General features: G+C 34.4%; 34 protein-coding genes and 5 tRNA genes. 29 read left to right on the forward strand and 10 right to left on the reverse strand.

Translation table 11 applies throughout. From position 1 onward, the window contains the following. Positions 1 to 72 precede the first annotated feature (72 nt). The 10 genes from rplT to EO083_RS02190 all read right to left on the reverse strand — a co-directional run bounded on the left by rplT (position 73) and on the right by EO083_RS02190 (position 6,361). A complete protein-coding gene (rplT, locus tag EO083_RS02145; RefSeq protein ID WP_126992579.1) occupies positions 73 to 429 on the reverse strand; it encodes a 50S ribosomal protein L20 in 357 nt (118 codons plus the stop codon). Between the two features lie 29 nt (positions 430 to 458). Next, entirely contained in the window at positions 459 to 662 is a 204-nt protein-coding gene (gene rpmI / locus EO083_RS02150) for a 50S ribosomal protein L35 (protein WP_004101418.1), read from the reverse strand. Positions 663 to 673: 11 nt separating this feature from the next. After that, entirely contained in the window at positions 674 to 1,183 is a 510-nt protein-coding gene (gene infC, locus EO083_RS02155; RefSeq protein WP_164723686.1) for a translation initiation factor IF-3, read from the reverse strand. Positions 1,184 to 1,336: 153 nt separating this feature from the next. Then, positions 1,337 to 1,412, reverse strand: a tRNA-Lys gene (locus EO083_RS02160). Between the two features lie 8 nt (positions 1,413 to 1,420). Then, positions 1,421 to 1,495, reverse strand: a tRNA-Arg gene (locus EO083_RS02165). 6 nt (positions 1,496 to 1,501) lie between these two features. Beyond that, positions 1,502 to 1,576: transfer RNA gene (locus tag EO083_RS02170), tRNA-Glu, on the reverse strand. 66 nt (positions 1,577 to 1,642) lie between these two features. Next, positions 1,643 to 3,055 (reverse strand): pyruvate kinase, encoded by a 1,413-nt coding sequence (pyk, locus tag EO083_RS02175; protein ID WP_126992581.1) that lies wholly within the window; start codon positions 3,053 to 3,055, stop codon positions 1,643 to 1,645. Beyond that, positions 3,006 to 4,292 (reverse strand): DUF5693 family protein, encoded by a 1,287-nt coding sequence (locus tag EO083_RS02180; RefSeq protein ID WP_126992582.1) that lies wholly within the window; start codon positions 4,290 to 4,292, stop codon positions 3,006 to 3,008. Before EO083_RS02180 ends, pyk begins: the two co-directional genes overlap by 50 nt. Next, on the reverse strand, positions 4,255 to 5,478 hold the full coding sequence (locus EO083_RS02185) for a hypothetical protein (protein WP_126992583.1): 1,224 nt from the start codon (positions 5,476 to 5,478) through the stop codon (positions 4,255 to 4,257). The genes EO083_RS02180 and EO083_RS02185 overlap by 38 nt, the downstream gene beginning before the upstream one ends. 1 nt (position 5,479) lies before the next feature. Then, the gene (locus EO083_RS02190; protein WP_126992584.1) at positions 5,480 to 6,361 is read right to left on the reverse strand and encodes an RluA family pseudouridine synthase; all 882 of its coding nucleotides are present in this window, start codon (positions 6,359 to 6,361) and stop codon (positions 5,480 to 5,482) included. Positions 6,362 to 6,482: 121 nt separating this feature from the next. Here EO083_RS02190 and EO083_RS02195 point away from each other — a divergent pair. The 29 genes from EO083_RS02195 (at position 6,483) to EO083_RS02335 (ending at position 22,209) form a co-directional block, all read left to right on the forward strand. Continuing rightward, a tRNA-Val gene (locus tag EO083_RS02195) sits at positions 6,483 to 6,557 on the forward strand. Positions 6,558 to 6,584: 27 nt separating this feature from the next. Next, positions 6,585 to 6,659, forward strand: a tRNA-Gln gene (locus EO083_RS02200). A 184-nt stretch (positions 6,660 to 6,843) separates the two neighbouring features. After that, complete coding sequence (gene rpsL, locus EO083_RS02205) at positions 6,844 to 7,218, forward strand: 30S ribosomal protein S12 (protein ID WP_004101428.1); 375 nt, start codon at positions 6,844 to 6,846, stop codon at positions 7,216 to 7,218. A gap of 18 nt (positions 7,219 to 7,236) precedes the next feature. Beyond that, complete coding sequence (gene rpsG, locus EO083_RS02210) at positions 7,237 to 7,704, forward strand: 30S ribosomal protein S7 (RefSeq protein ID WP_126992585.1); 468 nt, start codon at positions 7,237 to 7,239, stop codon at positions 7,702 to 7,704. 13 nt (positions 7,705 to 7,717) lie between these two features. Then, positions 7,718 to 9,793 (forward strand): elongation factor G, encoded by a 2,076-nt coding sequence (gene fusA / locus EO083_RS02215; RefSeq protein WP_126992586.1) that lies wholly within the window; start codon positions 7,718 to 7,720, stop codon positions 9,791 to 9,793. A gap of 31 nt (positions 9,794 to 9,824) precedes the next feature. After that, the gene (tuf, locus tag EO083_RS02220) at positions 9,825 to 11,027 is read left to right on the forward strand and encodes an elongation factor Tu (RefSeq protein WP_126992587.1); all 1,203 of its coding nucleotides are present in this window, start codon (positions 9,825 to 9,827) and stop codon (positions 11,025 to 11,027) included. A gap of 63 nt (positions 11,028 to 11,090) precedes the next feature. Then, complete coding sequence (rpsJ, locus tag EO083_RS02225) at positions 11,091 to 11,399, forward strand: 30S ribosomal protein S10 (RefSeq protein WP_004101436.1); 309 nt, start codon at positions 11,091 to 11,093, stop codon at positions 11,397 to 11,399. Between the two features lie 22 nt (positions 11,400 to 11,421). Beyond that, positions 11,422 to 12,039, forward strand: coding sequence for a 50S ribosomal protein L3 (rplC, locus tag EO083_RS02230; protein ID WP_004101438.1), 618 nt, complete (start codon positions 11,422 to 11,424; stop codon positions 12,037 to 12,039). Positions 12,040 to 12,076: 37 nt separating this feature from the next. Beyond that, entirely contained in the window at positions 12,077 to 12,742 is a 666-nt protein-coding gene (gene rplD / locus EO083_RS02235) for a 50S ribosomal protein L4 (RefSeq protein WP_126992588.1), read from the forward strand. Further along, the gene (gene rplW / locus EO083_RS02240; RefSeq protein WP_004101443.1) at positions 12,742 to 13,047 is read left to right on the forward strand and encodes a 50S ribosomal protein L23; all 306 of its coding nucleotides are present in this window, start codon (positions 12,742 to 12,744) and stop codon (positions 13,045 to 13,047) included. Before rplD ends, rplW begins: the two co-directional genes overlap by 1 nt. A gap of 15 nt (positions 13,048 to 13,062) precedes the next feature. Next, complete coding sequence (gene rplB / locus EO083_RS02245; RefSeq protein WP_114702719.1) at positions 13,063 to 13,887, forward strand: 50S ribosomal protein L2; 825 nt, start codon at positions 13,063 to 13,065, stop codon at positions 13,885 to 13,887. A gap of 15 nt (positions 13,888 to 13,902) precedes the next feature. After that, positions 13,903 to 14,190, forward strand: coding sequence for a 30S ribosomal protein S19 (rpsS, locus tag EO083_RS02250; RefSeq protein WP_004101445.1), 288 nt, complete (start codon positions 13,903 to 13,905; stop codon positions 14,188 to 14,190). A gap of 14 nt (positions 14,191 to 14,204) precedes the next feature. Next, entirely contained in the window at positions 14,205 to 14,651 is a 447-nt protein-coding gene (rplV, locus tag EO083_RS02255) for a 50S ribosomal protein L22 (protein WP_004101446.1), read from the forward strand. A gap of 20 nt (positions 14,652 to 14,671) precedes the next feature. After that, entirely contained in the window at positions 14,672 to 15,301 is a 630-nt protein-coding gene (gene rpsC / locus EO083_RS02260) for a 30S ribosomal protein S3 (protein WP_126992589.1), read from the forward strand. 22 nt (positions 15,302 to 15,323) lie between these two features. Next, positions 15,324 to 15,752, forward strand: coding sequence for a 50S ribosomal protein L16 (gene rplP, locus EO083_RS02265; RefSeq protein ID WP_126992590.1), 429 nt, complete (start codon positions 15,324 to 15,326; stop codon positions 15,750 to 15,752). Continuing rightward, positions 15,749 to 15,949 (forward strand): 50S ribosomal protein L29, encoded by a 201-nt coding sequence (gene rpmC, locus EO083_RS02270; RefSeq protein WP_004101450.1) that lies wholly within the window; start codon positions 15,749 to 15,751, stop codon positions 15,947 to 15,949. The genes rplP and rpmC overlap by 4 nt, the downstream gene beginning before the upstream one ends. A 5-nt stretch (positions 15,950 to 15,954) precedes the next feature. Continuing rightward, a complete protein-coding gene (gene rpsQ / locus EO083_RS02275) occupies positions 15,955 to 16,254 on the forward strand; it encodes a 30S ribosomal protein S17 (protein WP_126992591.1) in 300 nt (99 codons plus the stop codon). Continuing rightward, positions 16,244 to 16,612, forward strand: coding sequence for a 50S ribosomal protein L14 (rplN, locus tag EO083_RS02280; protein WP_004101458.1), 369 nt, complete (start codon positions 16,244 to 16,246; stop codon positions 16,610 to 16,612). The genes rpsQ and rplN overlap by 11 nt, the downstream gene beginning before the upstream one ends. Before the next feature lie 13 nt (positions 16,613 to 16,625). Next, positions 16,626 to 16,946 carry a 50S ribosomal protein L24 gene (gene rplX / locus EO083_RS02285; RefSeq protein ID WP_126992592.1) on the forward strand — a complete coding sequence of 107 codons (321 nt, stop codon included), beginning with the start codon at positions 16,626 to 16,628 and terminating at the stop codon, positions 16,944 to 16,946. Between the two features lie 13 nt (positions 16,947 to 16,959). Further along, positions 16,960 to 17,505, forward strand: coding sequence for a 50S ribosomal protein L5 (gene rplE / locus EO083_RS02290; protein WP_126992593.1), 546 nt, complete (start codon positions 16,960 to 16,962; stop codon positions 17,503 to 17,505). Between the two features lie 15 nt (positions 17,506 to 17,520). Beyond that, entirely contained in the window at positions 17,521 to 17,706 is a 186-nt protein-coding gene (locus EO083_RS02295; RefSeq protein ID WP_075666013.1) for a type Z 30S ribosomal protein S14, read from the forward strand. Between the two features lie 15 nt (positions 17,707 to 17,721). Beyond that, positions 17,722 to 18,126 (forward strand): 30S ribosomal protein S8, encoded by a 405-nt coding sequence (gene rpsH / locus EO083_RS02300; protein ID WP_126992594.1) that lies wholly within the window; start codon positions 17,722 to 17,724, stop codon positions 18,124 to 18,126. A 13-nt stretch (positions 18,127 to 18,139) separates the two neighbouring features. Further along, positions 18,140 to 18,694, forward strand: a complete 555-nt coding sequence (gene rplF / locus EO083_RS02305; RefSeq protein ID WP_004101466.1) for a 50S ribosomal protein L6 — start codon at positions 18,140 to 18,142, stop codon at positions 18,692 to 18,694. Positions 18,695 to 18,709: 15 nt separating this feature from the next. Continuing rightward, the gene (gene rplR / locus EO083_RS02310; protein WP_004101467.1) at positions 18,710 to 19,078 is read left to right on the forward strand and encodes a 50S ribosomal protein L18; all 369 of its coding nucleotides are present in this window, start codon (positions 18,710 to 18,712) and stop codon (positions 19,076 to 19,078) included. A 14-nt stretch (positions 19,079 to 19,092) separates the two neighbouring features. Continuing rightward, complete coding sequence (gene rpsE / locus EO083_RS02315) at positions 19,093 to 19,623, forward strand: 30S ribosomal protein S5 (RefSeq protein WP_004101468.1); 531 nt, start codon at positions 19,093 to 19,095, stop codon at positions 19,621 to 19,623. A 3-nt stretch (positions 19,624 to 19,626) separates the two neighbouring features. Beyond that, on the forward strand, positions 19,627 to 19,812 hold the full coding sequence (gene rpmD / locus EO083_RS02320) for a 50S ribosomal protein L30 (RefSeq protein WP_004101469.1): 186 nt from the start codon (positions 19,627 to 19,629) through the stop codon (positions 19,810 to 19,812). 14 nt (positions 19,813 to 19,826) lie between these two features. Next, positions 19,827 to 20,270 (forward strand): 50S ribosomal protein L15, encoded by a 444-nt coding sequence (gene rplO, locus EO083_RS02325; RefSeq protein ID WP_126992595.1) that lies wholly within the window; start codon positions 19,827 to 19,829, stop codon positions 20,268 to 20,270. A gap of 2 nt (positions 20,271 to 20,272) precedes the next feature. After that, on the forward strand, positions 20,273 to 21,559 hold the full coding sequence (gene secY / locus EO083_RS02330; protein ID WP_126992596.1) for a preprotein translocase subunit SecY: 1,287 nt from the start codon (positions 20,273 to 20,275) through the stop codon (positions 21,557 to 21,559). A gap of 5 nt (positions 21,560 to 21,564) precedes the next feature. Then, complete coding sequence (locus tag EO083_RS02335) at positions 21,565 to 22,209, forward strand: adenylate kinase (protein WP_126992597.1); 645 nt, start codon at positions 21,565 to 21,567, stop codon at positions 22,207 to 22,209.

Raw genomic sequence — 22,209 nt, forward strand, 5'->3', positions numbered from 1 at the left:
ACCCTCCCCTTCCTTCAACTCCATTGCCGACCCTAAAAGGGCACCGAGGCAGGGATCCAGAAGGGTGAGTTATTATTTTCCGATAGCTTGTTTTGCAATATTTACGTATTCTTTAAATGACTCTGGATCATTTACAGCAAGTTCAGATAACATTTTCCTATTAATCGTTACTCCAGCTAATTTTAATCCGTGAATTAATTCATTATATTTTAATCCTTCATTTCTAGCAGCAATATTTATTCTGGTAATCCATAGTTTTCTAAAGTCTCTTTTCTTTAATTTTCTACCAACATATGCATGTTTTTTTGCTTTGATATATGCTTGTTTAGCAAGCCTATATCTTCTACTTAAAGCTCCATGGTATCCTTTAACTGCCTTTAGTATTTTTCTTCTTTTTTTCTTAGCGTTTACTGCATTTTTTACACGCATGATTTATCCTCCCTTCAAGTCGTTTTATTTTATTTTTTACCAAGCATTCTAAGTACTCTGTCTTTATCGCAAGCTTTTACTTCTGTTTCAACTTTAAGTCTTCTAAGTGTTGATCTTCTCTTTTTACCCGTCTTGTGCCATGCATATGCTTTTCTTCTAATAATTTTTCCATTTTTAGTAACTCTAAATCTCTTTGCGGCTGACTTATGCGTTTTCATCTTTTGTTTAGCCATATTTTCCCTCCTCAACTTTTTGGTTTTAACATCATCCACATGTCTCTTCCTTCAAGTTTTGGTGCTTTTTCAACACTAGCTACATCTTGCAAATCTTTAATAATTCTATCTAAAATTTCTTTTCCTTTATCAGCAAAAGCCATTTCTCTACCTCTAAACATTATTACAACCCTTACTTTATTTCCCGCTTCAAGGAATCTTTTGATATGCTTTAACTTTGTTTGGTAATCATGTTCGTCTATTTTTATACGGAATTTCATTTGTTTTACTTCAATAATTTTTTGGTTTTTCTTTGCCTTTTTCTCCCTTTTTGCTAGTTCGTATTTGTACTTTCCATAGTCCATTATTTTAGCAACCGGTGGTTTAGCATTTGGAGCAACCAAGATCAAATCTAATTTTTGAGAATATGCAAACTCTAGAGCTTTTTGTGTTGGCATAACTCCTAGTTGTTTTCCCTCTTGATTTACCACTCTTACCTCTGGTGCTGTAATTTCCTCGTTTTTAATTATCTTATCGATAATTCATCCCTCCTAACATAAAAAATATCGGCGTGCACAACGCCCGCCGATACATTATTCATCCTATTAACGTTAATCTAAAACCTCGTTTACTACTTTATAACCCCTTCGCTTTCGCTTGGGGTGGGAAGCGGGCGCTTCCTCTTTACTATAACCTGGTGGGCCGTGTGGGACTCGAACCCACAGCCCCCTGATTAAGAGTCAGGTGCTCTACCTGTTGAGCTAACGGCCCAAATTTCATGGTGCCCCAGGGAGGAATCGAACCTCCATTTGCGGATTAGGAATCCGCCGTTCTATCCGTTGAACTACTGGGGCTTTCTTTGGCAGCCCCACGGGGAATCGAACCCCGACCTTCGGACTGAGAATCCGATGGACTAGCCGTTATCCTATGGGGCCATACATCCGTTAATATAATACCATAAAAGTTTTATTTGTCAACATTTTTAGTAAAAAGGTCTTGATTTATATTATTTCATGTACTTGGAGTGTATTTGTTGTTCCAGGTCTTCCCCATGGAATTCCTGCGGTTATAATTACTTTGTCACCTTTGCTTGCAAGGTTTGTTTCTTTTGCTTTTTTCATTACTTCTATAATCATTTCATCAGTTGAAAGTGTTTGGTTGATCATTACAGGGATTACTCCCCATACAAGACTCAATCTATAATAGGTTGAAAGGTTTGGAGTAGCAGCCATTATAGGAACTGAAGGTCTTAAGCGAGCAATATTTATTGCAGTTTTTCCTGTGCTAGTTGCAGTGATGATTAATTTTGCATTTATATCTCTTGAGAGGTTATATACAGCATGTGAAATAGCATCTTCTATATTTTCTGATATATAGTAATTTCTTATCCATTCTAGCTCAATTGAATCGTAGTCTAAAAGAAATTTTTCAGTATTTTTTGATACTTCATCCATTACAGCTACTGCTCTAAGTGGGTATTTTCCTATCGAGGTTTCTGCCGAAAGCATAATAGCATCTGTTCCATCTAGTATAGCATTTGCTATGTCAGATACTTCTGCCCTTGTTGGAGTCATATTATTGATCATTGATTCGAGCATTTGAGTAGCAGTTATAACAGGTTTTGACATTCTATTTGCTGTTTCTATTATTCTTTTTTGAGCGATTGGGACTTGAGATAATGGAATTTCTACACCGAGATCACCTCTTGCTACCATAACACCATCAGCAATTGAAATTATTTCTTCAAGATTGTCCAATGCTTGAGCCGTTTCAATTTTTGCAATTACTGGAATGCCATTGCTTAATGACTTTGCGTATTTTACGTCTGAAGCTTTTCTTACAAATGACAAGGCAATGTAGTCAAGATCTTCTTCGATGGCAAGGTCAATAAATTTTTTATCTTTATCTGTGACAGCAGAAATTGAAAGGTCAACTCCGGGAAGGTTAACACCTCTATGGTGTGTTATTTTTCCACCTCTTATAACTTTAGTGTATACTAAATTATCTTCAACTTTTTCAACAGTCAGTTCTATTGCACCGTCATTTAGTAAAATTCTGTCACCGCTTTTTACTTCAAGTGGAAATCTTTTGTAATTTACAGATAATATGGTTTCGTCGCCTAATAAATCTTCTGTTGTTATTTTTAATTGAGATCCTTCTTTTAGGGTTATGTATTCTTCTTTGAGCTTTCCTGTTCTAATTTTTGGGCCAGAAAGGTCAATAAGGATAGAAAATGGTGTGTTTAATTTTTCTCTTATTTTTTTTAACCTTCTAATTCTTTCTCTGTGAATTTCAATGGTGTCGTGAGATGAGTTTAATCTAAAAACGTTTACACCCGAATTTACAAGTTCTTCTAGCATTTCTTCAGATTCTGTTGCCGGTCCTATAGTGGTTACTATTCTTGTTTTCCTCATAATATTCTCCCCTTTCAAAAAAGATTTTGAAAATTGAATAGATGATAAGCGTTAAAAATAAAGTTATCAGTTCGCGGTAGATGTTTACAAATAGAGGAGCTCTTATATGACAAAATGTGTTAAATGTTGATAAAAATGCAATACTTGCAAATATTTCAGAAAGTTTTTTGTAAAAGTTACTCTTTAAATATGGGATTAAAAATGCAAGAGGATAAAATAACAATTCTTTTGTTCTTGGCCTGATGATGAATAAATCTTCGATAAACTCACGTATATTTCTTTCAAAGTCTGTAACAAATCCAAAATTACCGCTTCTAATTATATAATATATTCCAAAAATGGTAAATAGAGGTATTAAAAACTTAAGATGTGATTTTATCTTTTTATTTTCTTTTATTATTAACTGTATTAGTAATATTGATGGTAATAACACCAGTGAAAGTTTTACTCCCCAGTATGTTTTTATATTGTTCAAATGTTCAAAATCATACAATGATAGATTTGTTAAAATTCCTAAAGTGAAATAAGAAAAGAATTTTAAAATATTGTCTTTTATTTTAAAAAATATTACTACTGTTCCTAATATGCTAACTAATGAAATAAAAATTTCGTAAGAAAAATATAAAGTTGGTAAGAGAAAAATTGCGTAAGGGAAAAAATATAAAACGAATATTATTAAAATTGTTGAAAAAAAGTATTTGAATTCAATATTTGGTATATAAGGCGAAGCGTCAGAAATTTTAAAGTAGTTTTTGAATTCTTTTGCTACGGATTCAGTCATAGGTGTTTTTGGAAGAACTATTAAGTCAATACTTCTTTCGACAACTGCTCTCCAAAGTCTTTTAAATAAAGTTTTTTCATTGTATTTTGAAAGTTCTTCTGGTTTTATATAATGAACTGTTATTACCATATCTTTTGAAAGATTTTTGGCAAATTCTTTTGAAATAGTTTCAGAAATATTAAATTCTAGGATTCCAAATTTTTTTCCGTTTAAGTTTATACCTTCCAGATTAATGTTGGTAGCATCTTTAGGAATAATATACACGGCTTCTTTATTTTTAATATTTTTTCCATCAAAAAATTCAATCTTGTTTGAATTTTCAAAAACAATGTCAACTTTCATATTTTTTAAATCATTGTTAGTTCTTAATAATGCTCCAATTAAAGCAATGATTAAAAATATCGAAAGAAAAATAACCTTACTTTTCGATGTTGATAATATATCTTTTATCTTCATAGATCCTCCTTTCGATATTAGGATTTACCCAAGATATAATATATGGAGATTTTATTAACACCCCTCCAATATTAATCCATCTTTTTTCATCAAGAAAGGTTAGAGTCGAGTCTAATGTTTTATAATTATAAATACTAACATGTTTTAACTTATAATTGTCAAAGGTATCTTTTGACATTACGATCAGTAAATTTTTGCTTTTTTTAAGCTTTACTACCCCGTTATTAATTGGATTGTTGTTTAGAAGTATTATATTTTTTGTTTTATTAAGGTCATTTGATAAAACTTTTATGGAGTAATAATCATCAAAAAGTTTTTTGATTGATACGTTAATTGTCGGAGAAGTTGTATCTTTCGAAGTTATTGTTGTAATAGTTGATGTTAATGGAGTAATTTCGTAAAAGTTTCTGGTTCCTATGTAGTTTATTTTTCCAAATTTTGTTTCTTTTCCAAATTCCACATCGATTTTTTGAAAGTTAATTTTCGATTTTGGAATGTCTAAAAAAGTTGTTTTGGAGGATTCATATCCTAGTTCATCCATGCATTTGACAAATATTTTATATGTCCCGCTTGTAAGAGTACCACTTTTTTTTGAATCTTTTCCATTTACATACACTTTAGTATAGACAGCACTTTTGTCATGTATTTTGACATTGTAATATCCAATGTTTGGAAATGAGAATGTAGTTATTTCTATCTTAGGTGTATCAGGAGTAATATCATATGTACCAAGGTAGTAATCTAAATTTATGATTTCGAAATTGTTTTTGAAAATCTTTAAATATGATATTAATTTATCTCTAGAAGTTAATTCTTTTACAATTATTTTATCATCATATATTTCAACTGGAAAACGGTCGATTATAACTTTTTCAATATCATTATTTGTATACAATTCAACCATTTTGTCAAAAACATCTTTAGAGACTACTATAGTTCCATTTTGTCCGATTGTTTGTCCATCTTCAAGAACTAACAAGTCATTAGGAATGTCTACATTTCCAATTTCTATAGAGGGGGATTTAAAGTATGTTATAATTTTACCTTTAAAAGGCTGAGCTTCACCCGAAAATTTATATACTTTTTGATTGATAATTAGTGAATTATCAAAGGTATTAAAATATATAGTAATAGAAAATAATGTGCTAACGAAAAAGAAAATAATGAAGGGAACTATTCTTTTCAAATTATTCACCCTTTTCGAGATTTTTTAATACATTTTTTAAGTCTCTTGAAAGCGGAGCAGTAGCTACTATATGCTTATTTTTAAAGTAAAATTCCATGGAGTGACAATGTAAAAAATATCTTTTTAAACCATATTCTCTTTTAAATTCACGATTGAGTTTTTTATCACCATAGATGTCATCTCCTATTATTGGATGTTTTATCAGACTTAAATGTTTCCTTATTTGATGTTTTCTTCCTGTTTTAATATTTACATTTAAAAGAGAAAACTCTCCTAAATGTGTTTTATATACTTTTTGTGTTTTAAATGTAGTTAAAGCTTGTTTGTTTTCAAGAGGTATATCAATTTTTCCTTCTTTTGATAATTTACCTTTGCAAAGAGCGATATATTCTTTTTTTATGTTACGGCTGGCGATTATATCTCCTAATTCTCTTGCACTTTGGGTGTTTTTTGCAATTATTAATATGCCGGATGTATGTTTATCTAATCTATGGACAAGATGTGGAGTGAAATTTTTTTCTTGACCATAGTACATTAATCCTTCGATCAATGTTGCGATATGTGTTCCTTTGCCAGGATGTATTGGAATACCTGCTGGTTTATTTATTATTAGAATATCGTTATCTTCATATACAATATCAAGGTCCATTTTTATTGGAACCACTTTGTTGTTGATTTCCCTATTGTATTTTGATATATCCTCTTCAATAGTAATTTCATCACCTATTTCTATCTTGTATGAAGGATTTTTAACTTTTTTTTCGTTTACTTTTATTTTTCCAGTTCTGATTAATTTATAGATTGCACTCAAAGGTAAATTTGAAAGTTTTTTTCTTAAAAATTTGTCTAATCTTGAGTAGTAATTTTCTTCGGTTACTATCATGACTTCACCTCACAAAGTTTTTTTTACATTTATTATTATACCTTTAAAGAGGCAAAATTCAAAAAAATTTTTATATAACTCTTGACAATATTTTTTTGTGTGTTAAAATAAAATTCGGTCTGGGTGCGTAGCTCAGTGGGAGAGCGCTTCCTTGACGCGGAAGAGGCCGCAGGTTCAATCCCTGCCGCACCCACCAGTGGGGTTAGTCCCCATCTTTTTTAGTTGGGGCGTCGTCTAACTGGCAGGACACTGGACTTTGGCTCCAGCAGTGTAGGTTCGAGTCCTACCGCCCCAGCCAGAGGGCTTGTACAAGCCCTCTTTTTTTCTAAGACCCCTCATTAAAACGCACGAAAGAGTGGATGAAACAAAATCTTCACTTATTTTTCAAGAGATTTTATATATAAATATGTATAATTTAGTTTGTAAAGTTTTGCGGCGTGGCTGAATCGAACAATTTAAGAGTTTTCGAAGGGAGGGTTTAGATGCCTACAATTAATCAGTTGGTAAGGCACGGTAGAAAGGTTATTAAGGAAAAATCAAAATCTCCAGCACTTCAAGGACATCCACAAAAAAGGGGAGTTTGTGTCAGAGTTTCTACAATGACACCAAAAAAACCAAACTCAGCTTTGAGAAAAATTGCTAGGGTTAGGTTAAGTAATGGAATAGAAGTTACAGCATATATTCCAGGTATAGGTCATAACTTGCAGGAACACTCTGTTGTTTTGGTAAGAGGTGGAAGGGTTAAGGACTTGCCAGGTATTAGGTATAAGATTATTAGAGGAGCATTGGATGCAGCAGGTGTTGAAAATAGAAAACAATCCAGAAGTAAATACGGTGCTAAGAGACCTAAGAAATAAGTCGGGAGGGAATAACAAATGAGAAGAAGGAGAGCAGAAGTTAGAAAAGTTCCACCTGATCCAATATATAATGATATATTGGTTTCAAAGCTTATAAATAGAGTAATGTGGGATGGAAAAAAATCAATAGCACAAAAAATTGTATATAAAGCAATGGAATATTTGGCAGAGAAAACAAAAAAGGATCCCCTAGAAGCTTTACATCAGGCAATTGATAATGTAAGACCACTTGTCGAAGTAAGACCAAGAAGAGTCGGTGGTGCAACTTATCAGGTTCCAATTGAAGTTGAAGAGCCAAGAAAAACTTCTCTTGCTTTAAGATGGATTGTTGAAGCAGCAAGATCAAAAAAAGGTAGACCAATGGCTGAAAAGCTTGGAGAAGAGCTTGTTAACGCATTTAATAATACAGGAACTGCGATTAAGAAGAAAGAGGATGTTCACAGAATGGCTGAAGCAAACAGAGCATTTGCACACTTCAGATGGTAAGTAGGAGGAGAGTATGAAGGAGATACAGGCTATATACGTTGACTTGAAAAAATTAAGAAATATTGGAATAATGGCTCATATTGATGCTGGTAAAACTACCACAACTGAAAGGATTCTTTTTTACACAGGTAGGAAGCATAATATTGGTAGCGTTGATGATGGTACAGCAACAATGGACTGGATGGTCCAGGAAAAAGAAAGAGGTATTACTATAGTTTCTGCTGCAACCACATGTATGTGGAAAGGCCATCGTATTAATATTATTGACACGCCAGGGCACGTCGACTTTACGATAGAAGTTGAACGTGCTTTAAGAGTTTTAGATGGAGCAGTTGCTGTTTTTGATGCTGCAGCAGGTGTTGAGCCACAATCTGAAACAGTTTGGAGACAGGCTGATAAATACAACGTTCCAAGAATTGCCTTCATGAACAAAATGGATAAACTTGGAGCAGATTTTGAAATGGCTGTTCAAACAATGGTGGACAGGTTAAAAGCAAATCCTATACCTGTCCAAATGCCGATGGGTGCTGAAGATTCTTTTGAAGGTGTCATAGATTTAATAGAAATGAAAGCAATTAGATGGTTAAATGAAAATGGTACAGAAATGGTTTACGAAGAGATTCCAGAAAAGTATAGGGCAAAAGCTGAAGAAATGAGAGAAGATTTGTTAGAAAAAGTTGCTGAATTAGATGACGAGATAATGATGCTTTATCTTGAAGAAGAAGAAATATCAAATGATCTTATTAAAAAGGCACTTAGAAAGGCAACTATTGAGAATAAAGCAACACCAGTATTTTGTGGTTCTGCAAAAATGAATAGAGGTGTTCAACCTCTCTTAGATGGAATATTGGAATATCTTCCATCACCGCTTGATATGCCACCAGTTAGAGGTTGGGATCAAAACAGTGAAGAAGTGCAAATTAAACCATCAGAGGATGAACCATTTACAGCTTTAGCTTTTAAAATTCAGGCAGACCCATATGTAGGAAAATTAACATTCTTTAGAGTTTACAGTGGTAGACTCGAAAAGGGAAGTTATGTATATAACTCAACTAAAGGTAAAAAAGAAAGAATTTCAAGGTTAATATTTATGCACGCAGATAAAAGAGAAGATGTTGAATATGTAAGAGCTGGTGATATTGTAGCGGCAATAGGATTAAAGGATACAAAAACTGGTGATACTCTCTGTGATGAAAAAAGACCTGTCATCTTAGAAAAAATGGAATTTCCAGAGCCAGTTATTTCAATAGCAATAGAGCCTGAAACAAAAAATGATCAAGACAAGCTTTCTAAAGCATTGACATTGTTGAGTGATGAAGATCCATCTTTTAGAGCTTATGTTGATCACGAAACGGGTGAAACTATTATTTCTGGAATGGGTGAATTGCATCTTGAAATAATAGTGGATAGGTTAAAGAGAGAATTTAACACTAAAGTAAGAGTTGGTCAACCTCAAGTTGCATATAGAGAAACCATTCAAGAAGCAGCAGAAGCAGAAGGAAAATACATCAGACAGAGCGGTGGTAGAGGACAATACGGTCATGTTATAATGAGATTTGAGCCGATTGACTTAAGTAAAACTTTTGAATTTGAAGATAGGATCGTTGGTGGAGTTATTCCTAAGGAATATATTCCAGCTGTTGAAGAAGGTGTAAGGGAAGCTGCACAAAGTGGTGTTCTTGCAGGATATCCAATGGTTGGAATAAAGGCAATACTCTTGGATGGTTCATATCACGAAGTTGACTCATCTGAAATGGCGTTTAAAATTGCAGCAAGTATGGCGTTTAAAGAAGCAGTTAAAAAGGCTAAACCAATTTTACTTGAACCAATTATGAGAGTGGAAGTAACAACCCCAGAAGAATATATGGGTAACATAATAGCAGATTTAAACTCAAGACGTGCGCATGTTGAAACACTTGAATCAAGAGGACATTTAAGAATAATAAAAGCGCTTGTTCCATTGTCTGAAATGTTTGGGTATGCAACCGATTTGAGATCATTATCTCAAGGTCGTGCAACATACACAATGGTTTTGGAACGTTATGCAAAAGTTCCAGATAAATTAGCGGAAAAAATTATTTCAAAATAAGTTATCCACAAAGGATAAAGGAGGGTGAATTATGGCAAAAGAAAAGTTTGTGAGAAGCAAACCTCACCTTAACGTAGGTACCATCGGACACATTGACCACGGAAAAACAACATTAACAGCAGCTATAACAAAGTATCTTTCATTCTTTGGTAGAGCAGATTATACTCCATACGAACAAATCGATAAGGCACCAGAAGAAAAAGAAAGAGGAATTACAATTAACATTTCACACATCGAATATGAAACAGAAACAAGACACTATGCACACATTGACTGTCCAGGTCACGCAGACTACATCAAGAACATGATTACTGGTGCTGCACAAATGGACGGAGCAATCCTTGTTGTTGCTGCAACAGACGGACCAATGCCACAAACAAGAGAACACGTTCTTCTTGCAAGACAAGTTAACGTTCCTGCAATGATAGTCTTCATTAACAAAACAGATATGGTTGATGACGAAGAATTAATTGACTTAGTTGAAATGGAAGTTAGGGAACTTCTTAACAAATATGAATTCCCTGGTGACGATCTTCCAGTAATAAGAGGTTCTGCACTTAAAGCAGTTGAAGGTCCAGATGATCCAAACGATCCAGTATACGCACCTATAAAAGAATTACTTGATACAATGGATTCTTACTTCCCAGAACCACAAAGGGAAACAGACAAACCATTCTTAATGCCTGTTGAAGACGTATTCTCAATCACAGGTAGGGGTACAGTTGTTACAGGAAGAATCGAACGTGGTGTTATCAGACCCGGTGACGAAGTTGAAATTATTGGTATGAGCTACGATATAAAGAAAACAGTTGTTACAAGTGTTGAAATGTTCAGAAAGATCCTTGACGAAGGTCTTGCTGGTGACAACGTTGGATGTTTGTTGAGAGGTATTGACAAGGACGAAGTTGAAAGAGGACAAGTTCTTGCAAAACCAGGATCAATTACTCCTCACACAACATTCAAAGCACAAGTTTACGTATTGAAGAAAGAAGAAGGAGGAAGACACACTCCATTCCAAAAAGGTTACAAACCACAATTCTTCATTAGAACAGCTGACGTTACTGGAGAATTAATTGACTTCCCAGCAGGTGTTGAAATGGTAATGCCTGGTGACAATGTTGAAATGACAATTAAACTTATCTATCCAGTAGCTATTGAAGAAGGAATGAGATTTGCTATCCGTGAAGGTGGAAGAACAGTCGGAGCAGGTGTTGTAACAGCAATTGTTGAGTAAAATAAATTTTGGAAAGGGGGGGATTTCCCCCTTTCTTCCTGAAATAAAAAGGGAGGGAACAAAATGCCAGGACAGAAGATAAGAATTAGGTTGAAGGCATATGATCATAAATTATTAGATGAGTCAGCAAAGAAAATTGTTGAAATTGTAAAGCAAACAAACGCAAAGGTTTCAGGTCCTATTCCATTGCCAACAGAAAGAACACTTTATGTTGTTTTAAGATCACCATTAAAACATAAAGATTCTAGGGAACAATTTGAAAAGAGAATTCACAAGAGATTGATTGACATTTTGGAACCATCACCAAAAACTATAGATGCTTTGATGAAGATTAATCTTCCAGCTGGAGTTGACGTTGAAATCAACTTGTGATTTGAACTTGGAGGTGCTAGAGATGAAAATGATTATTGGAAGAAAAGTTGGAATGACCCGAATCTTTAAGGATGATAAAGTCATTCCTGTAACAGTTATAAAAGCTGGTCCTTGTTATGTTGTTCAGAAGAAAACAATAGATACAGATGGATACAATGCAATACAGATTGGTTTTGAAGAAGCAAAAAAAGTTAATAAACCAATGGAAGGAGTTTTCAAAAAAGCAGGTGTCAAACCATTGAAAATATTAAAAGAATTCAGAGTAGAAAATCCAGAAGAGTTTGAGCTTGGACAAGAAATAAAGGTTGATATTTTTGCCGAAGGTGATAAAATAGATATTACAGGCTGGTCCAAAGGAAGAGGTTTTGCTGGTGCAATGAAAAGATGGGGATTTAGAGGCGGACCAAAATCTCATGGTGCAAAATTTCATAGAGAATTAGGTTCTGTAGGTCAGCATTCAGAACCTGCAAGAATTTTCAAAGGAAAAAAGATGCCGGGACAATATGGTAACGAACGTGTAACAATATTAAACTCAGAAATTGTTAAAATAGACGTAGAGAATAATTTAATAGCAGTAAAAGGTGGCGTCCCAGGAGCGAGAGGCGGCCTTGTCCTTATTAGAACAGCTAAAAGAGGATAAGAGCAAGCCTCGAAAATGAAAAAAGGAGGCATTAGGGATGGCAAAAGTTAGTTTGTTTAACTCAAAAGGCGAAAACATCGGAACAGTTGATTTAAAAGATGAAGTATTTGCTATCGAGCCAAATTTTGATGTAATTTGGCGCTATATTGATATGCAACTTACAAATTCAAGAGCAGGAACAGCTTCTACAAAAACACGCGGAGAAGTGTCCGGTGGTGGAAGAAAACCTTGGATTCAAAAACACACAGGTAGAGCAAGACAAGGTTCAATTAGAGCACCACATTGGAGACACGGTGGTGTAGCCCACGGTCCAAAACCAAGGGTTTATTTTAAGAGATTGAACAAAAAAATGAAAAGACTTGCATTAAAGTCAGCTTTATCTTTAAGACTCAAAGAAGAAAATCTTATCGTTGTTGATGAGATTAAATTTGAAAGGCCAAAAACAAAAGACTTGAGAGAAGTTTTAAAAAACTTAGGACTTGAAAATCAAAAAGTTTTGGTTGTTCTTCCAAAGAAAGTTGAGGAATATGTTAATGTTAAGATTTCTGGACGCAATATTCCAGGAGTTAAAGTTATCATTGCAGACAATCCTGGTGTTGACAGAACAAACATTGATGGATTGAACGTATATGATATTTTGAATCATGACAAACTTGTGCTCCTCCAAGGTACCGTCCAGAAGATCGAGGAGGTGCTTGGCTAATGAAGAACTACGCAGATGTTATTATTAGACCAATTGTTAGTGAAAAATCATATTATGCCAGAGAAGATAGAAAGTACGTTTTTGAAGTTTCCAAAGATGCCAATAAACCACTTATAAAGGAAGCTGTAGAAAAATTATTTAATGTAAAAGTTGAAAAGGTTAACGTGATAAACGTAAAACCAAAACCAAAAAGAGATTTAAGACGTGGTGCAATGGCAAGACAAGGATATACTAAATCCTGGAAGAAGGCAATAGTAACTCTTAAAGAAGGGTACACGATTAAGGAATTAGAAGGAGAACATTAAAAGGGGTGAATAATGATGGGTCTTAGAAGATTTAAACCAACAAGCCCTGCAAGAAGACAAATGATAATACCTGATTTTTCCGAAATTACTAAAAAAGAACCGGAAAAATCATTAATTGCTCCACTTAAAAAGACAGGTGGAAGAAATAGTTATGGAAGAGTAACTGTAAGATTTAGAGGTGGCGGGCACAAAAGAAGATACAGAATTATTGATTTTAAAAGAGATAAAGTAGGAGTACCAGCTAGAGTTGTATCTATTGAATACGATCCAAATAGAACAGCAAGAATAGCATTGCTTGTCTATGCAGATGGTGAAAAAAGATATATATTAGCTCCTCAGGGTTTAAATGTTGGTGATACAGTATTAAATGGTCCTGATGCAGAGATTAAGCCAGGTAATGCATTACCACTTGAAAATATTCCAGTTGGTACAATTGTTCATAACGTTGAGTTTATTCCTGGCAAAGGTGGTCAAATTGCAAGATCCGCAGGTACATCGTGCCAATTGATGGCAAAAGAAGGGAAATACGCATTATTGAGAATGCCATCAGGTGAGCTTAGAAAAGTTCCAGTAAAATGTTATGCAACAATCGGAGTAGTTGGAAATGAAGATCACAAAAACGAAGTTGATGGAAAAGCAGGAAGAGTAAGATGGAAAGGTAGAAAACCACATGTTAGAGGTGTTGCAATGAATCCAGTTGATCACCCACATGGTGGTGGTGAAGGAAGAGGAAAAGGACACCATCCACAAAGTCCATGGGGTCAACTTGCTAAAGGTTATAAAACAAGAAGAGGAAAGAAAGCATCAGATAAATTGATTGTAAGAAGAAGAAATGGTTAATGAGGAGGTGCAACGATGGGCAGGTCCACGAAAAAGGGACCTTATGTAGATCCCAAGCTACTAAAAAAAATAAGGCAGCTTAACGAAGCAGGCGAGAAGAAAATAATTAAAACATGGAGTAGAGCAAGTATGATAGTACCTGAAATGGTAGGACATACAATAGCAGTATATAATGGTTTAAAACACATTCCAGTATACATTACAGAAAATATGGTTGGTCATAGATTAGGTGAATTTTCATTTACTAGAAGATTTGGAGGACACGCTGATAAGTCTGCTAGCAAGGGTCAGGTTAAAAAGTGAGGAGGGTGGAAACAATGCAAGTTCTCATAAAGAGAAACGGAATGAAACGTTCCAAATTCCATAGAGAGAGAAAAGAAAAATTAGCAACAATGCCAGTGTATGAAGCAAGAGCAGTAGCAAAATTTGTTAGAATTTCTCCAAGAAAAGCAAGAAGTGTTGCAAATTCAATTAAAGGTAAAAATGTTTCAGAAGCATTTACAATTCTTGAATTTTCTCCAAAAAAGGCTGCAAGACTTATAAAAAATGTGTTAAAATCAGCAGTGGCTAATGCTGTTAATAACCATGGCCTTAATGAGGAAAATTTATATGTTTACACATGCTATGTAAACGATGGTCCAAGAATGAAAAGAATTTGGCCAAGAGGTAGAGGTAGTGCAGATATAATTCAAAAGAGGATGTCCCATATTACAGTAATTGTTAGAGACAAGGAAGCCGAAAAGGCTGCAAAGGAAGAAAAGTGATAGAAAGGTGAGGTGGTAAGGTGGGTCAAAAAGTTCATCCACGCGGCTTCAGGCTCGGGATAACAGCAGATTGGCAGGCAACATGGTTTAATGAAAAGAATTACAAGGAATACTTGCTTGAAGACGAAGAAATTAGAAAAGTTATAAAGAATAAATATGCACAAGCAGGAATTGGTGAGATTGTTATTGAAAGGCCAGATTCAGAAAGAGTAATTGCAATTATAAAATCTGCGAGACCAGGAATAATCATAGGTAAAAAAGGTGCAGAAATAACGGAATTAAGACAAAATCTTGAGAAGAGATTTAACAGAAGATTTATAGTCAATGTTGAGGAAATTAAAAATCCTGAAGTTGATGCACAGTTAGTAGCGGAAAATATTGCAAGTAGAATTGAAAAACGTGCATCTTACAAAGTAGTAATGAAAAAAGCTATCTTTAATGCCATGAAAAAAGGTGCAAAAGGTATAAAAATAATGGTTTCTGGAAGACTTGCAGGTGCAGAAATTGCAAGAACAGAATGGTATTTGAAGGGAAGACTTCCGCTTCAAACTATAAAATCAATAATCGATTATGGTACAGCTAGAGCTGAAACAAAATATGGTACAATTGGTATTAAAGTATGGATTTATAAAGGCGACGCCGATATCTGACGTCTAAAGGAGGTAGTACGACATGTTAATGCCAAAAAGAGTTAAGTACAGAAAACAACATAGAGGTAGAATGAAAGGAAATGCAAAAGGCGGTGCATTGGTAAGTTTTGGAGAGTATGGTCTTAAAGCTATGGAATCACACTGGATTACAGCACAACAGATAGAAGCATGTAGAATTGCAATTACAAGAACTTTAAAGAAAACAGGTAAACTTTGGATTAGAGTTTTTCCTGATAAATCATATACAAAACACCCGGCTGAGAGTAAGCTAGGTAAAGGTAAAGGAAACGTTGAAGGTTGGGTAGCAGTAGTAAAACCAGGTAAAATATTATTTGAAATTGGTGGTGTAGATGAAAAGCTTGCTAGAGAAGCATTAGAATATGCTGCTACAAAACTTCCAATAAGAACAAAGATAGTAAAAAGACATGAGATAGGTGGTGAAGCAGTATGAAGGCTGCTGAACTTAGAAATTTAACAAATGAAGAATTGATGAATTTATTAGAAGAAAAGAAAAGAACACTCATGAACTTGAGATTCCAGAACGTTTTGGGACAACTTACGGACTACAGTCAAATTTCAAAGACAAGGAAAGACATAGCAAGAATCAAAACAATTCTCAGGGAAAGAGAATTGGGTGTAAGGAGGTAATTGACATGCCTAAAAAGAAATTGGTTGGCGAAGTTGTAAGCGATAAAATGGATAAGACAGTTGTAGTTGCAGTTAGTACATTAGTAAAACACCCGAGAGTGGGGAAATATATTAAGAGAACAAAAAAGTATTATGCACACGATGAAAATAACGAATGTAGAGATGGGGATATAGTTGAAATTATTGAATCAAGACCATTGAGTAAATTAAAAAGATGGAGAGTACTTAGAATTGTAGAAAGATCAGTTTTTGCGGATGAGACTTTAGACGAAGAAACGGAAGGAGGTAGTAGTGATGATAATTAATGAAAGCTACCTCAATGTTGCAGACAACTCAGGAGCAAAACTTTTAAGAGTTATTAGAGTAATGGGTGGTTCAAGAAGAAAATGGGGAACAGTTGGAGATGTAGTTGTGTGTAGTGTTAGAGATGCAGTACCAAATGGAGATTTGAAAAAAGGCGATGTTGTAAAGGCTGTTATTGTTAGAACGAAAAAAGAAATTAGAAGACCAGATGGTACTTATATTCGTTTTGATGATAATGCCGCTGTCGTACTAGATAAATATAACGAGCCTAAGGGGACACGTGTTTTTGGTCCAGTTGCAAAGGAATTAAGAGAAAAAGGATTTATGAAAATTGTCTCCTTAGCGCCTGAAGTATTTTAAGGGGTGATGTGAAGTGGCAAGGAAAATAAGAAAAGGCGATACAGTAATGGTACTTTCTGGAAAAGATAAAGGAAAAACTGGTGAAGTTGTAAGAGTAATTCCAAAAGAAGATAAAGTAATTGTAAGAGGAGTAAATGTTGTAAAAAGACATCAAAGACCAAATGCACAAATGAGACAAGGTGGAATTATTGAGAAAGAATCACCAATTTATGCTTGTAAGGTTGCATTAGTGTGTCCAAGCTGTGGAAAAGCAACAAGAGTTGGATTCAGATTTTTAGAAGATGGAACAAAAGTAAGGTACTGTAAGAAGTGTGGAGAAGTCATAGATAAGTAAGGAGGCATAGAGCATGCAGTACATACCATTGAAAGAAAAGTATGAAAATGAAATCAAACCTGCAATGATGAAAGAATTTGGATATAAAAATATTCATCAAGTTCCAAAACTAGAAAAGATAGTTATTAACATGGGTATCGGCGAAGGTTCAAGAAACAAAGATGTTATTGATATCCATGCAAAAGAATTAGCACTTATTGCAGGTCAAAAACCTGTTGTAACTAGAGCAAAAAAGAGTATTTCTAACTTTAAAATAAGAAAAGGAATGCCAATAGGTTTGAAAGTAACATTAAGAGGAGTTAACATGTACAATTTCTTGTACAAGCTTATTAATTTGGTTCTTCCAAAAGTTAGAGACTTTAGAGGATTGAATCCAAATGGTTTTGATGGAAGAGGAAATTATTCATTTGGATTGACCGAACAGTTGGTCTTTCCTGAGATATCTCCAGATCAAGTCAGAAGAGTCCAAGGAATGGATATTGTAATTGTTACAACTGCTAAAACAGATGATGAAGCAAGAAAATTATTAGAGCTCTTTGGATTCCCGTTTAAAAGATAATAAGGAGGTTTAAATATGGCAAGAAAAGGTCTTGTTGAAAGATGGAAAAAGCCAAAGAAATTTAAAACAAGAGAATATACAAGATGTAAGATTTGTGGAAGAGCACATTCCGTATATAGAGAATTTGGTGTTTGTAGAGTCTGTTTCAGAAAAATGGCCAATGAGGGAAAACTCCCGGGAGTTAGGAAGGCAACATGGTAAAAGGAGGGGAATACAATGTGGAGCGATCCAATAGCTGACATGCTCACTCGAATAAGGAATGCAAATGTTGCATTAAAAGAACAAGTAGATGTACCAGCATCAAACTTGAAAAAAGAAATCGCAGAAATATTGAAAAAAGAAGGATTTATAAAAGACTATACATATATTGAAGATGGAAAACAGGGAATAATAAGAATTCACATGAAATACAAAGGAACAAGAAGAAATAGAGAAAGAGTAATTCATGGTATTGTAAGAGTTTCAAAGCCTGGAAGAAGAATATATGTTGGAAAAGATAATCTTCCAAAGGTTAAGAATGGATTAGGTATAGCTATTTTAACAACATCAAAAGGCGTATTAACTGACAAGCAAGCAAGAGAAATCGGTGTTGGCGGAGAAGTTATTGCCTATATTTGGTAAGGAGGTGTACTCAATGTCCCGTATAGCAAATAAACCTATTGTTATACCAAACGGAGTAGAAGTAAAAGTTGAGGGAAATGTCTTAAAAGTAAAAGGACCACTTGGTGAATTAAAACAAGATTTTTTACCATACGTTAAAGTCGAAATTAATGGTAATGAAATGAATGTAAAACCTAATGTTGACTACATGAAAAGAAGATCAGATTTGAAAAAGATGAAGATGTTTACAGGAACATATTGGAGATTATTTAACAATATGGTAATTGGAGTTACTAAAGGATTTAAAAAGGAACTTGAAATCGTTGGAATAGGTTACAGAGCACAGTTACAAGGAAAGAAACTTGTGATGAATCTTGGATATGCCCATCCAGTTGAAATGGAAATTCCTTCTGATGTAAAAGTAGAAGTACCAAGTCCAAATAAAATAATTGTTAGTGGAATTGATAAACAAAGAGTAGGACAAGTTGCAGCAGATATTAGAAAATGGAGAGAACCAAATGTCTACTCAGGAAAAGGTATTAGATATGTAGGAGAAGTAGTAAGATTGAAAGAAGGAAAGAAAGCATAAAGGGGGTACACTGAGATGATAAAAAAAGAGAACAGGAATTGGAGAAGGAAAAAGAGACACCTAAGTATCAGAAAAAAAATCCATGGAACTGCAGATAGACCAAGATTGTGTGTATACAAGAGCGAAAAACATATTTATGCTCAAATAATAGATGATGATAAGGGACACACGTTGGTTGCAGCATCAACATTGGATAAGGAATTAAGAGAAACTTTGAAAAAGACCTGGAACAAGGAAGCAGCAAGAGAAGTTGGAAAATTAATTGGTAAAAGAGCAATTGAAAAAGGCATTAAGAAAGTAGTATTTGATAGAGGTGGCTACAGATATCACGGAAGAGTTGCAGAACTTGCAGAAGGTGCCAGAGAAGCAGGCTTGGAATTTTAAGGGAGGTGCACTGAATGGCAGACATTGCACAGAAGATAAGAAATACAAGGGAAGACTTTGAAGAAAGAATAGTTGAAATAAGAAGAACAACAAAAGTTACTAAGGGTGGAAAAAATTTATCATTTAGAGTTTTAGCTGTTGTTGGAAATAGAAATGGGAAAGTAGGAGTTGGAGTAGGTAAAGCAAGAGAAGTACCAGATGCAATAAGGAAAGCTTTATCAGCTGCGAGAAGAAATGTATTTGAAGTACCAATTTATAACGGAACAATTCCTCACGAAATTGTTGGAAGGCAAGATGCAGCAAAAGTTTTACTTAAACCAGCAGCACCTGGTACAGGTATAATCTCAAATGGAACCGTCCGTGCTGTTGTTGAACTTGCAGGAATTCACAATATTCTTACAAAAACAAGCGGTTCAACAAATCCTGTAGTGCTAGCGCAAGCAACAGTTAATGGTTTGAAAAACCTCCTATCATTGGAAAAAATTGCACAGTTAAGAGACATTACTCCACAAGAAGTTATCTATGGTGTAAAAAAGGAGGGTTAATAAATGAAAAAATTAAAAATCACACTTGTTAAAAGTCCAATAGGTTATAAATATGATCAAAAAGATACAGTAAAAAGATTGGGATTAAGAAAGTTAAATTCTACAGTAATAAAAGATGATGTTCCTCAAATTAGAGGTATGATTAGAAAAGTTAGGCATTTAGTTAAGGTAGAGGAAATAGAGGAATAAGGAGGTAATATAATATGAGGTTATCAGATATAAGACCTACTCCTGGTTCCATGAGAAAAAGAATTAGAGTGGGTAGAGGGATTGGTTCTGGAAAAGGAAAAACATCTGGTAAGGGTCATAAAGGTCAAAAAGCAAGAGGAACAGGAAAAGTACATCCATGGTTTGAAGGTGGTCAAACACCAATTCATAGAAGACTTCCAAAATTTGGATTCAAAAATTTTGCTAAGAAAGTATATACAGTTGTTAATGTTGAAGATCTTGAAAAAAAATTTAATTCTGGTGACGAAGTGACACCTGAAAAATTGCTTGAAGTTGGTTTAATTAAGAAAATAAATGATGGAGTTAAAATTTTAGGAAATGGAGAAATAACAAAACCTCTGACAGTAGTAGCCCATGCCTTTAGTTCAAGTGCCAGGAGGAAGATTGAAGCCGTAGGCGGCAAGGCAGAGGTGATTTAATAATGTGGAAAGCGTTAAAGAACGCATTTAAAATTCCTGAATTACGTGACAGAATAGTATTTACTCTGTTAATGTTAATTGTTTTTAGACTAGGTATATATATTCCGGTTCCTGGGGTGAACTTAAAGGCATGGGGGGCTGCCTTTTCTCAAATGGGTACAGGTAGTGCAGGTGGTTTATTAAGTTTTTATGATGTCTTTACCGGTGGTGCATTCAAAAGATTTTCTATTTTTGCTTTGAGTGTTACACCTTATATTAATGCATCTATTATTTTGCAATTGCTTTCTTCAGTTATTCCTTCATTAAAGGAAATGTTGAAAGAAGGAGAAGAAGGAAGAAAGAAATTCCAAAGATTAACGAGAAATTTAACAGTTTTACTTGGTGCACTTCAAGCATTTGTTATTTCCTTTGGACTTGCAAGAGGGTTTGAAAATATTCTTGTAATTCCACTTTGGACATTTGTATTTTTGGCAACAGTTTCTCTCCTTGCAGGAACAATGTTCTTACTTTGGATTGGTGATAGGATTACCGAGAAAGGTATTGGAAATGGAATTAGTGTTTTAATATTTGCTGGAATTGTTGCAAGGTATCCAACTTACTTTAGAACAGCAGTTCTTGGTGGTTTGAATATCTTTGAATGGATTTTCTTACTTGGTGTAATGTTCTTGATGGTTATTGGAATTATTTATGTACAACAAGCAGAAAGAAGAATAATGGTTCAATATGCTTCAAGAATGGTTGGAAGAAGAATTTATGGTGGAACATCAACCCATATACCAATTAAAGTTAATCACAGTGGTGTTATACCTATAATTTTTGGTTGGGCAATTGTTTCCATCCCAGTTGGAATTGCACAACTTACAAACTCTGAGACAGCAAAATCCTTGTTCTCAATGACCAGTCCATTAGTAATTACAATTTATGCAGTGTTGATCTTCTTCTTTACATACTTTTATAGTGTTGTTGTTTTTGATCCAAAAGATATTGCACAAAATATTAAGAGCTACGGTGGTTACATTCCTGGTATAAGACCTGGAAAACCAACAGAACAATATATAACAAGAGTATTAAATAGAATAACATTTGTCGGAGCACTCTTTTTGGTAGCAATAGCACTTGTTCCTTATCTTGTTCAAGGTGTAACGGGAGTAAATATTTGGTTAGGTGGAACAAGTGCCTTAATTGCGGTTGGTGTGGCTCTTGACATAGCTCAACAAATGGAAGCACACTTGATTATGAGAAATTACGAAGGTTTTGTTAAAAAGGGTAAACTCCCAGGAAGGAGATGATCAATATGAATATAGTCTTCCTGGGGCCCCCCGGGGCAGGCAAGGGGACTTACGCTAAAAGGTTAGTAGAAATACTCAATATTCCACATATATCAACTGGAGATATGTTTAGAGAGGCAGTTGCTTCTAAAAGTGAGCTTGGAAAAAAGGTTGAGGAAATTTTAAAACGTGGGGATCTAGTGCCAGATGATTTAACTAACTCAATTGTCAAAGAACGATTATCTAAGGAAGATTGTAAAAATGGCTTTATCTTAGACGGTTTTCCAAGAACGGTAGCTCAAGCAAAAGCATTAGATGAGATAATGAGTTCGCTTGGAAAAGATTTAGATTATGTGATTTATTTTGAAGTTGATGAAGAGGTAGTAGTTAAAAGAATTAGTAATAGAAGGATATGTAGTAATTGTGGAAAGATATACAATTTAATTACACTACCTCCAAAGGTTGATGGAAAATGCGACGTCTGTGGTGGTAAGCTTTACCAAAGAGAAGATGATAAAGAAGAAGTAGTAAGAAAAAGATACAGAGTTTATATGGAAAACACATATCCTGTAATAGAATATTATCAAAAATCTAACAAACTTTTTACAGTTAATGGTGCTTTAGATGTTGATTCAGTAATAAAAGAAGTATTAAATATTATCAGAAGGTGA

Source organism: Thermosipho globiformans (genome assembly GCF_003990895.1).
GTDB lineage: Bacteria > Thermotogota > Thermotogae > Thermotogales > Fervidobacteriaceae > Thermosipho > Thermosipho japonicus.

Bases quoted from the DNA above. Each gene is read 5' to 3' on its own strand.
- rplT (WP_126992579.1), bottom strand. From the start codon at position 429: ATGCGTGTAAAAAATGCAGTAAACGCTAAGAAAAAAAGAAGAAAAATA.
- rpmI (WP_004101418.1), bottom strand. From the start codon at position 662: ATGGCTAAACAAAAGATGAAAACGCATAAGTCAGCCGCAAAGAGATTT.
- pyk (WP_126992581.1), bottom strand. From the start codon at position 3,055: ATGAGGAAAACAAGAATAGTAACCACTATAGGACCGGCAACAGAATCT.
- EO083_RS02180 (WP_126992582.1), bottom strand. From the start codon at position 4,292: ATGAAGATAAAAGATATATTATCAACATCGAAAAGTAAGGTTATTTTT.
- EO083_RS02190 (WP_126992584.1), bottom strand. From the start codon at position 6,361: ATGATAGTAACCGAAGAAAATTACTACTCAAGATTAGACAAATTTTTA.
- rpsL (WP_004101428.1), top strand. From the start codon at position 6,844: ATGCCTACAATTAATCAGTTGGTAAGGCACGGTAGAAAGGTTATTAAG.
- rpsG (WP_126992585.1), top strand. From the start codon at position 7,237: ATGAGAAGAAGGAGAGCAGAAGTTAGAAAAGTTCCACCTGATCCAATA.
- fusA (WP_126992586.1), top strand. From the start codon at position 7,718: ATGAAGGAGATACAGGCTATATACGTTGACTTGAAAAAATTAAGAAAT.
- tuf (WP_126992587.1), top strand. From the start codon at position 9,825: ATGGCAAAAGAAAAGTTTGTGAGAAGCAAACCTCACCTTAACGTAGGT.
- rpsJ (WP_004101436.1), top strand. From the start codon at position 11,091: ATGCCAGGACAGAAGATAAGAATTAGGTTGAAGGCATATGATCATAAA.
- rplC (WP_004101438.1), top strand. From the start codon at position 11,422: ATGAAAATGATTATTGGAAGAAAAGTTGGAATGACCCGAATCTTTAAG.
- rplD (WP_126992588.1), top strand. From the start codon at position 12,077: ATGGCAAAAGTTAGTTTGTTTAACTCAAAAGGCGAAAACATCGGAACA.
- rplW (WP_004101443.1), top strand. From the start codon at position 12,742: ATGAAGAACTACGCAGATGTTATTATTAGACCAATTGTTAGTGAAAAA.
- rplB (WP_114702719.1), top strand. From the start codon at position 13,063: ATGGGTCTTAGAAGATTTAAACCAACAAGCCCTGCAAGAAGACAAATG.
- rpsS (WP_004101445.1), top strand. From the start codon at position 13,903: ATGGGCAGGTCCACGAAAAAGGGACCTTATGTAGATCCCAAGCTACTA.
- rplV (WP_004101446.1), top strand. From the start codon at position 14,205: ATGCAAGTTCTCATAAAGAGAAACGGAATGAAACGTTCCAAATTCCAT.
- rplP (WP_126992590.1), top strand. From the start codon at position 15,324: ATGTTAATGCCAAAAAGAGTTAAGTACAGAAAACAACATAGAGGTAGA.
- rpmC (WP_004101450.1), top strand. From the start codon at position 15,749: ATGAAGGCTGCTGAACTTAGAAATTTAACAAATGAAGAATTGATGAAT.
- rpsQ (WP_126992591.1), top strand. From the start codon at position 15,955: ATGCCTAAAAAGAAATTGGTTGGCGAAGTTGTAAGCGATAAAATGGAT.
- rplN (WP_004101458.1), top strand. From the start codon at position 16,244: ATGATAATTAATGAAAGCTACCTCAATGTTGCAGACAACTCAGGAGCA.
- rplE (WP_126992593.1), top strand. From the start codon at position 16,960: ATGCAGTACATACCATTGAAAGAAAAGTATGAAAATGAAATCAAACCT.
- EO083_RS02295 (WP_075666013.1), top strand. From the start codon at position 17,521: ATGGCAAGAAAAGGTCTTGTTGAAAGATGGAAAAAGCCAAAGAAATTT.
- rpsH (WP_126992594.1), top strand. From the start codon at position 17,722: ATGTGGAGCGATCCAATAGCTGACATGCTCACTCGAATAAGGAATGCA.
- rplF (WP_004101466.1), top strand. From the start codon at position 18,140: ATGTCCCGTATAGCAAATAAACCTATTGTTATACCAAACGGAGTAGAA.
- rplR (WP_004101467.1), top strand. From the start codon at position 18,710: ATGATAAAAAAAGAGAACAGGAATTGGAGAAGGAAAAAGAGACACCTA.
- rpsE (WP_004101468.1), top strand. From the start codon at position 19,093: ATGGCAGACATTGCACAGAAGATAAGAAATACAAGGGAAGACTTTGAA.
- rpmD (WP_004101469.1), top strand. From the start codon at position 19,627: ATGAAAAAATTAAAAATCACACTTGTTAAAAGTCCAATAGGTTATAAA.
- rplO (WP_126992595.1), top strand. From the start codon at position 19,827: ATGAGGTTATCAGATATAAGACCTACTCCTGGTTCCATGAGAAAAAGA.
- secY (WP_126992596.1), top strand. From the start codon at position 20,273: ATGTGGAAAGCGTTAAAGAACGCATTTAAAATTCCTGAATTACGTGAC.
- EO083_RS02335 (WP_126992597.1), top strand. From the start codon at position 21,565: ATGAATATAGTCTTCCTGGGGCCCCCCGGGGCAGGCAAGGGGACTTAC.